Consider the following 14,132-nt stretch of genomic DNA (forward strand, 5'->3'; position numbering starts at 1 on the left):
TGTCGGCGCCGCCCCTTACAGTGCACAGGAAGCCGAAACGGGGGACACGGGAGGGACCGGACGATGCGCAAGGGGGCCAAGAGGGCGGTCATCGGCTCGGTGTTCGCCCTGATGCTGGGCGGCGCCGGGTACGGGACGCTCACCATCGTCTCGGCGGTGAGCGACGACGGCTCGGGTCCGGGGACGACGTCCGAGAAGAGCGGACCGCCCGACAAGGACGAGGTCGCCGACACCACCGAGGCGTTCTTCGAGGCGTGGGAGCAGGGCCGGGGCGCGAGAGCCGCGTCGTTCACGAACAACGCGTCGGCGGCCGAGCCGGTCCTGACGTCCTTCGGCGGCAGCGGGCATCTCACCGACGTGACCATCACTCCCGGCACGGCGCAGGGCACCACCGTCCCGTTCTCGGTGCGGGCGACGGTGTCGTACGCGGGCACGACCAAGCCGCTGACGTACGACAGCGAACTGACCGTGGTGCGCGGGATCACCACCGGCCGGGCGCTGGTGGACTGGGAGCCCACCGTGGTCCATCCCGAACTGGGCGACGGGGACACCCTGGTGACGGAGGAGTCCAGCAGCCCGCCGATCGAGGCGGTCGGCCGTGACGGCAGTGTGCTGACGAAGGACAAGTACCCGTCCCTCGGCCCCGTCCTGGACGAACTGCGCAAGCGGTACGGCCGGAGCGCGGGCGGCACGCACGGGGTGGAGCTGTCGATCCGGCACACCAGCTCCGGTGCCGCCGACACCTCCCTGCTGACGCTCACCGAGGGCCGGGCGGGCCGTCTGCCGACGACGATCAGCCCGCGTGCGCAGGCGGCCGCCGAGAAGGCGGTCACGGCGTACAAGGAGTCGTCGGTCGTCGCGGTCAAGCCCAGCACCGGTGAGATCCTCGCGGTCGCCAACAACCGTGCGGACGGCTGGAACGCGGCGCTGGAGGGCGAGCTGGCACCCGGCTCCACCATGAAGATCATCAGCTCGGCGATGCTCATCGACAACGGCCTGACCACGGCCGAGGGCCCGGCTCCCTGCTCCGACAGCGCGGTCTCGGACAGCGCGACCTTCCGCAACCTCAAGGGCATGAAGGCGAACGAGAACGCCACGCTCGCCGAGAGCTTCGCCCGCTCCTGCAACACCGCGTTCGTGAAGTTCGCCGACGAGATCCAGGACGACTCCCTCACCAAGGAGGCGCAGGAGAAGTTCGGGCTCGGCCGCGACGACTGGAAGGCCGGGATCACCACCTTCGACGGCAGCGTCCCGGTCTCCGAGGGCCCGGACACCGCCGCCGCGCTGCTCGGCCAGGGCAAGGTGCAGATGAGCCCGCTGAACATGGCGTCGGTGACGGCGACCGCGATCACGGGCACCTTCCGGCAGCCGGTCATCGTGCCGCAGGATCTGGACGGCCGCAGGCTCGCCGAGGCCGGGGGCCTTCGGGCGGGCACGGTGAACCAGCTGCGCGCCATGATGAACCGCACCGCGACCAGCGGCACCGCGGCGAAGGCGATGGCGGGTGTGCCCGGCAGCATCGGGGCGAAGACCGGGTCGGCGGAGGTCGACGGACAGGCCACGTCCAACAGCTGGTTCACCGGCTTCCGCGACGACGTCGCGGCGGCCGCGATGGCCCAGCAGGGCGGCCACGGCAGCGACGCGGCCGGCCCCATCGTGGCGCAGGTGCTGCGGGCGGGCGGCTGAGCGGCCGGAACCGGCCGTGCACCGGGCGGCGTCCTCGCACCGGCGGGGACGCAGGGACAGCACCGCCGTCGGGGACGGCGGAAAGAACACGAGGGCGACGGGGACCTTCGGGACGAGCGCGGAGGAACGGAAAGCAGTGGGCAGGAGAAGGCGCGTCGCCGAGCGACGGAGCACCAGGCCGGCCGTCATCGGGTCGGTGATCGCCGCCGTCGTGGTCGGCGGCGGCCTCGGCGGCTACGCGCTGTACGGCTCGGGTGCCGCGGCCGACGACACCTCGGCGGCCGCCCGGGAGAAGGCGAAGGCGAAGACCGGCCCGCTGTCCGGGGCGGAGGTCGACACCGCCGCGCGGCGTTTCCTCACCGCCTGGCAGCAGGGCGGCGTGGCCGAGGCCGCGGCCGCCACCACCGACGCCGCCGGGGCCCGCGCCCTGCTCACCGGCTGGACCGAGGACGCCCACATCGAGGACGTCACCCTCACCCCGGGCCCGCGCCAGGGCGACAAGGTCCCCTTCACCGTCAAGGGCACCGTGAAGGAGACCGCGGCGAAGGAGACGGCGGCGAAGGAGACCGCCCCCGACGGCGAGGCCGCCGGGGAGGCGTCCGCCGGGGACACCGCCTCCGCGGGCACGTCCTCCGGCGCCGGCAAGCCGCTGACCTACACCAGCGCCCTGACCGTCGTACGCGGCAAGGGCGACGGCGAGCCGCTGGTGCGGTGGGCCTCCGCGGTCGTCCACCCCGACCTCAGGGACGGCGACCGCCTCGTCACCGGCGCGGCGGGGACCCCTCCGGTCAAGGCGCTGGACCGCGAGGGCGGCGAGCTGACCGTGAAGAAGTACCCGTCGCTGGCGCCGGTCCTCGACGGACTGCGCGAGAAGTACGGCAGAACCGCCGGCGGCACGGCGGGCGTCGAACTGCGGATCGTGCGCGGCGAGGCGTCGAAGGCCGCGAAGGCCGAACTGTCCGACAAGACGCTGCTGGAGCTGAGCGAGGGCACGCCGGGCACGGTGGAGACGACGCTCAGCCCGGCGCTCCAGGCCGCGGCCGAGAAGCAGGTCGCCGCCCGCAAGCGGGCCTCGGTGGTGCTGCTGCGCCCGTCGACGGGCGAGATCCTCGCGGTCGCCAACTCCTCCCCCGGCTTCAACACCGCTTTCCAGGGCTCCCTCGCGCCCGGCTCCACGATGAAGGTCGTCACCTCGTCGATGCTGTTCGACAAGAAGCTGGCGTCGGCGGACAAGAAGCACCCCTGCCCGAAGTTCTTCACGTACGGCGGCTGGAAGTTCCAGAACGACGACAAGTTCGCCATCAAGGACGGCACGTTCAAGGCGTCCTTCGCCCGCTCCTGCAACACCGCCTTCATCTCCCAGGCGCCGAAGCTCGACGACTCCGACCTGACGAAGCAGGCGCAGGACGTGTTCGGGCTGGGCATGGACAACTGGGCGGTGGGGGTGCCCACCTTCGACGGCGCGGTTCCGGTGCAGTCCCAGGCGCAGATGGCGGCCTCGCTGATCGGGCAGGGCGGGGTGCGGATGAACCCGCTGAACATGGCGTCCGTCTCGGCGACCGTCCAGTCGGGCCGCTTCCGCCAGCCCTACCTGGTCTCCCCCGACGTCGACGGGCGGAAGCTGGCCACCGCCGCGCGGTCGCTGTCCGCGGGCACGCTGGCGCAGGTGCGGGAGGTGATGGCGTACACGGCGGCGTACGGCACGGCCGCAGAGGCCATGGCGGGAGTCCCGGGCAGCGTCGGCGCGAAGACCGGTTCCGCGGAGGTCGACGGGCAGAAGAAGCCCAACGGCTGGTTCACGGCGTACCGGGGCGACCTCGCGGGCGCGGGCGTGGTCCAGGCGGGCGGCCACGGCGGCTCGACGGCGGGCCCGATCGTGGCGGCGCTGCTGAAGGCGGGCGGCTGACCCGCGGACAGGCCGCCGGCCCACGGACAGGCGGCTGACCCACGGACAGGCCGCCGGCCCACGGACAGGCGGCCGGCCCACGGAGCGGCATCGGCGCGGAACGGCGTCAGCGGGGCACTGCGTCAGTGGGGCACGGGGTGCGCCGCGGCCGTGTAGGTGCGGCGCAGGAAGCGCATCAGGGTCTTGGACTCGAACTGGACGACCGAGACGCCCTGCGCGGAGTGGAACTCGACGACGGCCTGCACCCGTCCGCACGGCCACACACGCACCTCACCGGTCCCGGCGGGGGCGCGCAGCCCCTGTTCGAGGAGGGCGCGGGCGAAGGTCCACTCGTGCGTTCCGGGCAGTCCGATCCTGACCGCGCGGGGATCGGAATCGGGGTCGTAGCGCAGGACGACGGGTACGGCCCCGCGTTCCTCCTGCACCGTGACATCGGTGTCTTTGACGATGTGGGCTCGTGCGTACTGCTCGACCACGGACATCGGCAGGCCCCTTACGCTGCGTGACCTGAGCGAAAGCCATGCTTCCGCTTTCCCTCCAATGTCGCATATTTTCCGGATCGCGCCGTCCGGGCGGCGCATCCCGCCCGCCAAATAGCACCTCTCTCGCTCTTGCGAACAGTTCGCATTAAGCCACTATCATCGAACGGTGCATGTGCCTGACGGATTCCTCAACGCCCCGACCTCGATAGCCACCGGCGTCGTCGCCGCCGGTGCCGTAGCCGTGAGCCTGCGCGGCGCGCGCCGCGAACTCGACGAGCGGACCGCCCCGCTGGCCGGACTCGTGGCGGCATTCATCTTCGCCGTGCAGATGCTGAACTTCCCGGTCGCCGCCGGGACCAGCGGCCATCTGCTCGGCGGAGCCCTGGCCGCGATCCTCGTCGGCCCCTACACAGGCGTGCTGTGCGTGTCGGTCGTCCTGCTCATGCAGGGCATCCTGTTCGCCGACGGCGGTCTGACCGCGCTCGGGGTGAACATCACCGACATGGCGATCGTCACCACGGTCGTCGCCTACGCCCTCTTCCGCGCGCTGGTGAAGCTGCTGCCGCGCACCCGCCGTTCGGTGACCGCCGCCTCCTTCGTCGCCGCGCTGGTGTCGGTGCCGGTCTCCGCGCTCGCCTTCACCGCGCTGTACGCCGTCGGCGGCACCACCGACGTCTCCATCGGCAAGGTCGCCACCGCCATGGTCGGCGTCCATGTCCTCATCGGCATCGGCGAGGCCGTGATCACCGCGCTCACCGTCGGCGCCGTCGTCGCCGTGCGCCCCGATCTGGTGCACGGCGCCCGTGACCTGCACCAGCCGCTGAAGCTGCGGGTGAACGGCGAACTGGTCGACACCCCGGCCGCCGAGCCGGTCCCGGTCGCCGCCCGGTCCACCCGCAAGGTGTGGGCGGCCGGCCTGGTCGCCTCCCTGGTGCTCGCCGGGTTCGTCAGCTTCTACGCCTCCGCCAGCCCCGACGGCCTGGAGAAGGTCGCCGCCGACCACGGCATCGACAAGAAGACCGAGGACCACGCCTCCGCCGACTCCCCGCTCGCCGACTACGGCGTCAAGGACGTCGACGACGCCCGTCTGTCCGGCGGTCTGGCCGGTGCCATCGGCGTCGGTGCCACGGTCGTCGCGGGCAGCGCGGTGTTCTGGACGGTGCGCAGGCGGCGGTCGGGCGGGGTCTCCCCGGCCGACACCTCCGTGAGCGCGAGCGCCTGACATGGGGGCGGGGCACGCGCACCGGCTCTACCGGCACGGGCACTCGCCCGTGCACACCCTGCCACCGCACACCAAGCTCGTCGCCGTGTTCGCCTTCGTGGTGGTCGTGGTGTCGACGCCGCGCGAGGCGATGTGGGCGTTCGCGCTCTACGCCGTGCTCCTGGCGTGCGTGGCGGGCTACGCCCGCGTGCCCGCCGGGTTCCTGCTCAAGCGGCTGCTGATCGAGGTGCCGTTCGTGGCGTTCGCCGTGCTGATGCCGTTCGTGGCGGAGGGCGAGCGCACCGAGGTGCTGGGCATGTCGCTGAGCGTCAGCGGCCTGTGGGGCGCCTGGAACGTGCTCGCCAAGGGCACCCTCGGTGTCGCCGCGTCGGTGCTGCTCGCCTCCACCACCGAGCTGCGTGAACTGCTGCTGGGGCTGCAGCGGCTGAAGCTGCCGCCGCTGCTCGTGCAGATCGCGTCCTTCATGATCCGCTACGGCGACGTCATCACGGACGAGATGCGGCGGATGCGGATCGCCCGGGAGTCGCGCGGCTTCGAGGCGAGCGGGGTCCGGCACTGGGGCGTGCTCGCCAAGTCGGCGGGCGCGCTGTTCATCCGCTCCTACGAGCGCGGCGAGCGCGTCCATCTGGCCATGGTCAGCCGCGGCTACGCCGGTTCCATGCCGGTCATCGACGAGGTGACCGCCTCCCGGGCGCAGTGGTCGTACGCGCTGACCCTCCCCCTCGCCGCCTTCGCCGTATGTCTGGTGGGATGGACGCTGTGACTGCTTCCCTGGAGGTCTCCGGCCTCGCCTTCGCCTACCCGGACGGGCATCAGGCCCTGTTCGGCGTCGACTTCTCGATCGGACGCGGCGAGCGGGTCGCCCTGCTCGGCCCGAACGGGGCCGGCAAGACCACCCTCGTGCTGCACCTCAACGGCATCCTGACCGGCGGGGCGGGCCGCGTCACCGTCGCCGGACTGCCGGTGGACAAACGGCACATGGCGGAGATCAGGCGCAAGGTCGGCATCGTCTTCCAGGACCCCGACGACCAGTTGTTCATGCCGACCGTCCGCGAGGACGTGGCCTTCGGGCCCGCGGCGGCCGGGCTGAAGGGCGCCGCCCTGGAGGCACGCGTCGACCGGGCGCTGGAGCAGGTGGGCATGGCGGACTTCAAGGACCGCCCGCCGCACCATCTCTCCTTCGGCCAGCGCCGCCGTGTCGCCGTCGCCACCGTGCTCGCCATGGAGCCGGAGATCCTCGTCCTGGACGAGCCGTCGTCCAACCTCGATCCCGCCTCCCGCCGTGAACTCGCCGACATCCTGCGCTCCCTGGACGTGACCGTGCTGATGGTCACCCACGACCTGCCGTACGCGCTGGAGCTGTGCCCGCGCTCGCTGATCCTGTCCGAGGGCGCGATCGCCGCCGACGGCCCGACCGGGGAGCTCCTCTCCGACGACGGCCTGATGCGGGCCCACCGGCTGGAGCTGCCCTTCGGCTTCGATCCGCGGTCCGTGACAATGGGCGCGTGACGCGTCAAGACGAGGAGAGCCCGGCCGGGTCGCCGCTCCTGGACGAGCAGCTGTGTTTCGCGCTGTACGCCGCCCAGCGCGCGGTGACGGCCGCCTACCGGCCGCTCCTCGACGAGCTCGGCCTGACCTACCCGCAGTACCTGGTGCTGCTGGTCCTGTGGGAGCGCGGCGAGACCACCGTCAAGGACCTCGCGGCCGCCCTGCGCCTCGACTACGGCACGATGTCGCCGCTGCTCAAACGCCTGGAGGCCGCCGGTCTCGTACGGCGGGAGCGTGCCGCGCACGACGAGCGCTCGGTGCTCGTCGCATGCACCGGGCGCGCGGAGGAGCTCCGTGAGCGGGCGGCGCGCGTCCCGGGCGCCCTGCTCGCGGCGACGGGCCTCGACGGCTCCCAGGTCGCCCGGCTGCGCGAAGAGCTCCACGCGCTCGCGGACCGGGCGGACCGGGCGGCCGACCGCTCCCGCTGAGCCGGCCGCTCCCGCTGAGCCGGCCGGGGGCGCGCGCCGGTTACCCGTGGTTCGCCACCCCGCACCCCGGCCGGAACCTACTCGCAGGTACCTTGTGCACGATGTTGTTGCACACGTCTGTATTGCTCGCTGCCGTACAGGCCCAGGGGGAGGTCCCGTCGTGATCGAAGACGCCGCTGTCGACACCCGCCCGAAGAAGATCGTGTATGTCGCCGAGGCGACCGCGCACGGCGGCCGCGACGGCTACGTCACCAGTCACGACGGCCGGCTGAACCTGACGGTCGCGATGCCGCCGGAGCTGGGCGGGAACGGCGACGGCACCAACCCGGAGCAGCTCTTCGCGGCCGGCTACAGCTCCTGCTTCCACAACGCGCTGGTGCTGGTCGGCCGGCGGGCGGGCCTCGACCTGACCGGCTCGACGGTCGCCGCGAAGGTCGGCATCGGCCCGAACGGCCGGCAGGGATACGGCCTGGCGGTCGCCCTGAGCGTGTCGCTGCCGGTCCTCGACCAGCAGGTCGCGGCCGGCCTGGTGGACGCGGCGCACCAGGTCTGCCCGTACTCGAACGCCACCCGGGGCAACATCGACGTCACCATCGTGCTCGGCTGACGACGTCCTGCCCGCCCCGCGCGGGGACCGAGGAATCGCAGGCGCACCGGGCATGTTTCACTCGGTGTCGCAGGCAGAGCGGAAGGGACGTACGGACGTGGACGTGCACGGCACTGTGGCCGAGGGCTTCGAGCCGGTCAGGGAGGCGTTCGTACGCAACTTCGAGCTGCTCGGCGACCGGGGCGCCGCGGTCGCGGTCTACCGGGACGGCCGGCGTGTGGTCGACCTGTGGGGCGGGACCAGGGACATCGACGGCACCGAGCCCTGGGAGCGCGGCACCGCGCAGATCGTGCGGTCGGCCACCAAGGGCGTCGTCGCCGCCGGGCTCCTGCTGCTGCACCAGCGCGGGGAACTGGACCTGGACGCTCCCGTCGGCGCGTACTGGCCGGAGTACAAGGCGGCCGGCAAGGAGCACACCCTCGTGCGGCAGGTGCTGGCGCACCGGGCGGGCGTGCCCGTCCTGGACCGGCCCCTCACCCCGGAGCAGGCGGCCGACCCCGCCCTGGGTGCGGAGGCCGTCGCCGCGCAGGCACCCGCCTGGGAGCCGGGCACCGGCCACGGCTACCACGCGCAGACCTTCAGCTGGCTGACCGGCGAGCTGGTGCGCAGGGTCACCGGACGGCCGGTCGGCGAGTGGATCGCCGAGGAGGTCGCCGGGCCCGCCGGGGCGGACTTCTGGCTGGGGCTCCCCGCCGCCGAGGCCGCCCGCGCCGGGCGGGTGGGCGATGCCGTCGCGCCGGAGGCGGCGGGCGCCCTGAGGACCCGCCCGAAGCGCTCGGTCGCCGAGGCGTACGCCGACCCCGCCTCCCTCACCCGCCGCGCGTTCGCCGCGATCACCCCGCTGCCGGACGAGAACGACCCCGCCTACCGCGCGGCCGCCCTGCCCGCCTCCAACGGCATCGCCACGGCCGACGGCCTGGCCCGTGTCTACGCCTCCCTGATCGGCGAGGTCGACGGAGGGCGCCGGCTGTTCGCCCCGGAGACGGCCGCGCTGGCCGGGGCCGAGCAGTCGACGGGCCCGGACCGGGTGCTGGTCGTCGGCACCCGCTTCGGCCTCGGCCACATGCTGCACGGCAGCGCGTCCCCGCTGCTGTCCCCCGCCTCCTTCGGCCACCCGGGCCGCGGCGGCGCCCTCGGGTTCGCCGACCCCGCCTCGGGAGTCGCCTTCGGCTATGTCACCAACGGCTTCCGGCAGAGCGTGACGGCGGACCCCAGGGCGCAGGCGCTGGTGAGGGCCGTCCGCGCGGCCCTCACCGAGGGAGCCTGACAGGCCCGGCCGCCGGACGCCCCGCCGCCGGGCACCCGGTTGCCGGCCACCCGGCCGCCGGGCACGCCGTCAGACGTGGATCGGGTGCGACGTCCGCCCGGACGCCTGGTCGATCTCGCCGTGCGCCTTGGTCAGCAGCTGCATCGCCAGCTCGTTGAGCGCCCGCGCACCGGCGATCTCCTCCCCGACACGCGGCTGATTGGAGTCGGTGTGGTGCCTGCTGGCGGAGCCGTGGGCGCGTACCTCGCTCCCGTCCGGCAGGCGCACCATCGCCGCCGCCCTGGTGTGCTGGTCGTCCTCCGTGAACTCCAGCTCGACATGCCATCCCACTGTGGTGTGCATCATGCGGATCACCTCCGGAAGACTTCCTTCCAGAGTGCCCCGAGGACCACGGACACGCACCACGCCCGCCGCGGGGCGGGGGTCAGCCGGCGTGCAGCATCAGGCCGATGCCGACCACCAGCAGGCCCGCGGCCCAGATGCGCGGGGCGCCGAAGCGTTCCTTGAAGACGACGGCCCCGATCGCCGCGCCGACCAGGATCGAGGACTCCCGCAGGGCCGCGACGGGCGCCATCTCCGCCTTGGTCTGCGCCCACAGCACGAGCCCGTACGCCGCCACCGACAGCGCGGCCCCCAGCAGCCCGACCGCGGCGAAGGGCCGCAGCGCGGCGAACGTCCGCCCGCGCCGGAGCCACAGCATGTACGCCGGCAGCGCGAGCCCCTCGGCGATCATCAGCCAGGCGATGTAGCCGATCGCCGAGCCGGAGGCCCGCACGCCCAGACCGTCCACCACGGTGTACGCCGCGATGGACAGCCCCGTCGCCAGCGCGGCCCCGATCGCCGCCCAGTCGGGCCGCCGCCCGCGCAGCCCCCACAGGGCGACGCCGGTCAGCCCGGCGCACGACAGCCCGATCCCGGCCGCCGCCCAGCCGTCCGGCACCTCATGGACGAACAGGGCCGCCAGCGCGGTCACCACCAGCGGGGCGCTGCCGCGCGCGATGGGGTATGCCTGGCCGAAGTCGCCGAGCCGGAAGGAGCGCATGAGCAGCGCGTAGTAGGCGATGTGGATCAGGGCGGAGGCGATGAGGTACGGCCAGGCGCCCGCGGCCGGGAAGGCGGCGAACGGTGCCGCCACGAACCCGATCAGCGCCCCGCCGCCCGAGATGAGGGTGAACCCGACTAGCTTGTCGGTGATCTTGTGGGCGATGGCGTTCCAGCAGGCGTGCGTGACCGCGGCGAGCAGCACCGCCGCGGTGACCTGGGGGGTCACGCGGTGCGCTCGCGCACGTCCACCAGCGTGGCCCCGGCGTGCTCGACGAGCGCCGCGGGCGCCATGGGGAACACGGCGTGCGGGTTCCCGGCCGCCGCCCACACCTCCTCGTGCGCCAGCAGCGCCCGGTCGGCCAGGACCCGCGTCCGCGTCCGGTGCCCGAACGGCGGCACCCCGCCGATGGCGTACCCCGTCGCCTCCCGTACGGCCGCGGCGTCGGCCCGTGTCACCTTCCGCGCGCCCAGCTCCGCGCGCACCCGCTCGACGTCGACCCGCGAGGCCCCGTCCATGAGGACGAGCACCGGGACACCGTCCGCCGCGAAGATCAGCGACTTGCAGATCTGGCTGAGCCCGCATCCGATCGCGGCGGCCGCCTCGGCTGCGGTCCGGGTCGCGTCCGGGAACCTCCGCACCCGTCCGTGCAGATCGGCGAGCCCCAGCTCCAGCAGGGCCTCGGCGAATCGGGGGTGGGCTCCGGAGCCCTCGGCGTCAGGGGCGGCTGTCGTCGTCATGAGGGGCACGCTAGCGGTGCGTGTAGTGGACATGCGACCGGGTTCCGCGCCGGGCGGGCCCGGTGCCCGGCAGATCCGGTGCCCGGGCAGAAAGACGGCCGGTGAGGGATCCCCGTCCCCACGGGTCCCTCACCGGCCGGCTCTGCGGGGTGCGTCAGGCGCGCACCATGTCCTTCTCCTCGTCCGGTGCCACGTCCTTGCCGTCGTCGGCCGTGCGCAGGCCCTCACCCTCGACGTCGACGTTGGGCAGGCTCCGGTCCAGCCACTTCGGCAGCCACCAGGCACGCTTGCCGAGGAGCGCCAGGACCGCCGGGACGATCGCCATGCGGACGACGAAGGCGTCGAAGAAGACGGCGATCGCGAGACCGAAGCCGATCATCTTGATCATGGACTCGCCGGAGCCGATGAAGCCGGCGAACACCGCCATCATGATCACCGCGGCCGCGGTGACGACCCGGGCACCGTGCCGGAAGCCCGTGACCACGGCCTGGCCCGGCTTCTCGCCGTGGACGTACGCCTCCCGCATCCGCGTCACGAGGAACACCTCGTAGTCCATGGCGAGGCCGAAGACCACGCCGACCATGAAGATCGGCATCATCGACATGACGGGCCCGGTCTCCTCCACGCCCAGCAGACCGGACAGCCAGCCCCACTGGAAGACCGCGACGACGGCGCCGAGCGCGGCCATGACCGAGAGCAGGAAGCCGAGGGCCGCCTTCAGCGGGACCAGGATCGAGCGGAAGACCACGATCAGCAGGAGGAAGGCCAGGCCGACCACCAGGATCAGATACGGGACCAGCGCGTCGTTGAGCTTCTGGGAGACGTCGATGTTCATCGCCGTCGCACCCGTGACCAGCACGTCGGCCTTCGTGTCCGCGGTGATGCCCGCGCCGGTGCCGCGGATCGCGTGGACCAGTTCCTCCGTCGTCGCCGAGGACGGCTTGGCGTCCGGGATGACGGTGATGGTGGCGGTGTCGCCGGCCTTGTTGGGGGCGGCCGGGGTGACCGTCACGACGTTGTCCAGGGCCTTGATGCGGTCACCGGTCTCGGTGAACGCGGCCTGGGCGTCGTCGCTGTCCTTGGCGTCGACGACCACCATCAGCGGGCCGTTGAAGCCCGGGCCGAAGCCCTCGGAGAGCAGGTCGTAGGCGCGGCGCTGGGTGGTGGAGACGGGCTGGGAGCCGTCGTCGGGCAGGCCCAGCTCCAGGGAGGAGGCGGGCACGGCCGCGGCACCGAGGCCGACGATGCCCACCAGCAGCACCGCCAGCGGCCTGCGGACCACGAAGCTCGCCCAGCGGGTGCCCATGTTCGGACGGGCCGGCTTCTTCGCGGCGCGGCCGCCGCCGAGCAGCCTGGACTTCTGGCCGGCCGGGCGGACCTTGCGGCCCGCGTAGCCGAGGAGGGCCGGGATGAGGGTGAGCGCGATCAGCACGGCGATGGCGACGGTGCCGGCGGCGGCAACGCCCATCTTGGTCAGCATCGGGATGTTGACGACGGCCAGGCCCACCAGGGCGATCACGACGGTGAGTCCGGCGAAGACCACGGCCGAGCCCGCGGTGCCGACCGCGCGGCCGGCCGCCTCCTCGCGCTCGCGGCCCTCGGCCAGCTCGGCGCGGTAGCGGGAGACGATGAACAGGGCGTAGTCGATGCCGACGGCGAGGCCGATCATCGTGGCCAGCGTGGACGTGGTGGAGCCCAGGTCCAGGACGCCGGCGAGGGCGGCGATGGTGGAGACGCCGATGCCGACGCCGATGATCGCGGTGAGCAGCGGCAGGCCCGCGGCGAGCAGCGATCCGAAGGTGATGACGAGGACGACCGCGGCGACGGCGATGCCGATGATCTCGGTGGAGCCGGTCTCCGGGGCGGCCTGGAGGGCGTCACCGCCGATCTCGACGGTCAGCCCGCTCTCCCGGGCCTGCTCGGCGGCGTCCTCCAGCGCCTCGCGGCTGGAGTCCTTCAGTTCCATGCCGGAGACGTCGTAGCGGACCGAGGCGTAGGCGATCGCGCCGGACCTGCTGACGGCGCCCGCCTCGTAGGGGTCGGCGACGGAGGTGACCTCGGAGCCGTCGGCCAGCTCCTTGACGGTCTTCTGCACGGTCGCCTTGTTCCCGGCGTCGGTCATCTTCTCGCCGGCGGGCGCCTTGAAGACGACCCGGGCGGTGGCGCCGTCGGCGCTCATCCCGGGGAAGCGTTCCTCCAGCAGGTCGAACGCCTTCTGGGCCTCGGTGCCGGGGACGGAGAAGGAGGTGGTGCCGGGGGCGGGCGCGCTGGCCGCGCCGACTCCGGCGAGTGTCAGCAGCGCCACCCACAGCAGGGCGAAGAAGTGCCGTCGCCGGAAGGCGAGTCGGCCCAGTCTGTACAGGAACGTGGCCACGGGGCGTACTCCCGGTCAGGTCGTGGTGTGTTCAGGGCAGGGGTGACCGGCCCGGCGGGGAGGCAGGGTCGGTCGGCCCGACGACGTGAGCGGTGACGTCAGGTACCAGTGAGGGGATCGGTGATCAGTGCGCGTCGACGCCGAGGGCGGGGAGGACCACGGCGTCCATGTACGAGGTGAGGAAGGCCCGGGTGGGCGGCTGGTCGTCCAGCAGGGCGCGGGTGACGAACCCGCCGATCAGCATGTGCAGCAGGAAGTCCAGGGCCGGGCAGTCGGGGCGGACCTCGCCCCGGTCGACGGCCCGTTGCAGCACACGTCTGAACTCGGCCATCTCCGGTTCGATGAGCTGTTCCTGGAACGCCTGGCGCAGGTCCGGGTTCTGGTGGATCGCCATGGCGATGCCCCGCATCAGCGCGGAGTTCTGCTCCATCTGGCAGTCGTCCTCCAGCGCCACGAGGGCGTGCAGGTCGCCGCGGAGCGAGCCGGTGTCGATCTCGTCGAAGTTGCCCGGCTTGCCGTGCCGGAGGGCCTTGACGACCAGTTCGGCCTTGCCGCCCCACTGGCGGTAGAGCGTGGCCTTGCTGGATCGGGTGCGCGCGGCCACGGCGTCCATGGTGAGGGCGTCGTAACCGACTTCCCGGAGCAGGTCGAGCACGGCCTCGTACAGCTCGGCCGCGCGCTCGGGCGTGATCCGGCTGCGCCGCTGTGTGGCGACCTCGGCCATGTCTCCCGCCCTTGCGTCCGTCCGGCTCGTACACGACGAATGTAGCGCAGCCCGATGCGAAACGAAACTGTTTCGTTCGTGTTCTGCGTCACGTACGAAACTGTCT

Annotated in this window: 14 protein-coding genes; 8 read left to right on the forward strand and 6 right to left on the reverse strand. The window is 72.8% G+C overall.

Features of this window, described 5'->3' with window-relative positions; all coding sequences use genetic code 11:
* The first annotated feature begins 63 nt into the window (after window positions 1-63).
* Both ACIQGV_RS27190 and ACIQGV_RS27195 read left to right on the forward strand, forming a co-directional pair.
* On the forward strand, window positions 64-1,686 hold the full coding sequence (locus ACIQGV_RS27190) for a penicillin-binding transpeptidase domain-containing protein (RefSeq protein WP_402498589.1): 1,623 nt from the start codon (window positions 64-66) through the stop codon (window positions 1,684-1,686).
* Window positions 1,687-1,822: 136 nt separating this feature from the next.
* Window positions 1,823-3,592, forward strand: a complete 1,770-nt coding sequence (locus tag ACIQGV_RS27195) for a penicillin-binding transpeptidase domain-containing protein (RefSeq protein WP_402498592.1) — start codon at window positions 1,823-1,825, stop codon at window positions 3,590-3,592.
* 122 nt (window positions 3,593-3,714) lie between these two features.
* Here the strand turns inward: ACIQGV_RS27195 and ACIQGV_RS27200 are convergent, their stop codons facing one another.
* Window positions 3,715-4,074 carry an SsgA family sporulation/cell division regulator gene (locus ACIQGV_RS27200; protein WP_402498594.1) on the reverse strand — a complete coding sequence of 120 codons (360 nt, stop codon included), beginning with the start codon at window positions 4,072-4,074 and terminating at the stop codon, window positions 3,715-3,717.
* A 166-nt stretch (window positions 4,075-4,240) separates the two neighbouring features.
* Here ACIQGV_RS27200 and ACIQGV_RS27205 point away from each other — a divergent pair, with 166 nt between their 5' ends.
* From ACIQGV_RS27205 to ACIQGV_RS27230, 6 genes are all read left to right on the forward strand, one after another.
* Window positions 4,241-5,296, forward strand: coding sequence for an energy-coupling factor ABC transporter permease (locus tag ACIQGV_RS27205; RefSeq protein ID WP_402498597.1), 1,056 nt, complete (start codon window positions 4,241-4,243; stop codon window positions 5,294-5,296).
* A 1-nt stretch (window position 5,297) separates the two neighbouring features.
* On the forward strand, window positions 5,298-6,059 hold the full coding sequence (gene cbiQ / locus ACIQGV_RS27210; protein WP_402498599.1) for a cobalt ECF transporter T component CbiQ: 762 nt from the start codon (window positions 5,298-5,300) through the stop codon (window positions 6,057-6,059).
* On the forward strand, window positions 6,047-6,805 hold the full coding sequence (locus ACIQGV_RS27215; RefSeq protein ID WP_402498601.1) for an energy-coupling factor ABC transporter ATP-binding protein: 759 nt from the start codon (window positions 6,047-6,049) through the stop codon (window positions 6,803-6,805). Before cbiQ ends, ACIQGV_RS27215 begins: the two co-directional genes overlap by 13 nt.
* Window positions 6,802-7,272 (forward strand): MarR family winged helix-turn-helix transcriptional regulator, encoded by a 471-nt coding sequence (locus ACIQGV_RS27220; RefSeq protein ID WP_402498603.1) that lies wholly within the window; start codon window positions 6,802-6,804, stop codon window positions 7,270-7,272. Before ACIQGV_RS27215 ends, ACIQGV_RS27220 begins: the two co-directional genes overlap by 4 nt.
* A 160-nt stretch (window positions 7,273-7,432) precedes the next feature.
* Window positions 7,433-7,879, forward strand: coding sequence for an organic hydroperoxide resistance protein (locus tag ACIQGV_RS27225; RefSeq protein WP_402498605.1), 447 nt, complete (start codon window positions 7,433-7,435; stop codon window positions 7,877-7,879).
* A gap of 97 nt (window positions 7,880-7,976) precedes the next feature.
* Window positions 7,977-9,146, forward strand: a complete 1,170-nt coding sequence (locus tag ACIQGV_RS27230; RefSeq protein WP_402498712.1) for a serine hydrolase domain-containing protein — start codon at window positions 7,977-7,979, stop codon at window positions 9,144-9,146.
* Between the two features lie 69 nt (window positions 9,147-9,215).
* Here the strand turns inward: ACIQGV_RS27230 and ACIQGV_RS27235 are convergent, their stop codons facing one another.
* From ACIQGV_RS27235 to ACIQGV_RS27255, 5 genes are all read right to left on the reverse strand, one after another.
* Window positions 9,216-9,491, reverse strand: coding sequence for a DUF1876 domain-containing protein (locus ACIQGV_RS27235; RefSeq protein WP_402498608.1), 276 nt, complete (start codon window positions 9,489-9,491; stop codon window positions 9,216-9,218).
* Window positions 9,492-9,570: 79 nt separating this feature from the next.
* On the reverse strand, window positions 9,571-10,416 hold the full coding sequence (locus ACIQGV_RS27240; RefSeq protein ID WP_402498610.1) for an EamA family transporter: 846 nt from the start codon (window positions 10,414-10,416) through the stop codon (window positions 9,571-9,573).
* Window positions 10,413-10,961, reverse strand: coding sequence for a YbaK/EbsC family protein (locus ACIQGV_RS27245; RefSeq protein ID WP_402498613.1), 549 nt, complete (start codon window positions 10,959-10,961; stop codon window positions 10,413-10,415). The genes ACIQGV_RS27240 and ACIQGV_RS27245 overlap by 4 nt, the downstream gene beginning before the upstream one ends.
* Before the next feature lie 121 nt (window positions 10,962-11,082).
* Window positions 11,083-13,302, reverse strand: a complete 2,220-nt coding sequence (locus ACIQGV_RS27250) for an MMPL family transporter (RefSeq protein ID WP_402498615.1) — start codon at window positions 13,300-13,302, stop codon at window positions 11,083-11,085.
* Between the two features lie 124 nt (window positions 13,303-13,426).
* On the reverse strand, window positions 13,427-14,026 hold the full coding sequence (locus ACIQGV_RS27255) for a TetR/AcrR family transcriptional regulator (RefSeq protein ID WP_402498616.1): 600 nt from the start codon (window positions 14,024-14,026) through the stop codon (window positions 13,427-13,429).
* Between the last annotated feature and the right edge of the window lie 106 nt (window positions 14,027-14,132).

Source organism: Streptomyces sp. NPDC093094 (assembly GCF_044754345.1).
Lineage (GTDB): Bacteria > Actinomycetota > Actinomycetes > Streptomycetales > Streptomycetaceae > Streptomyces.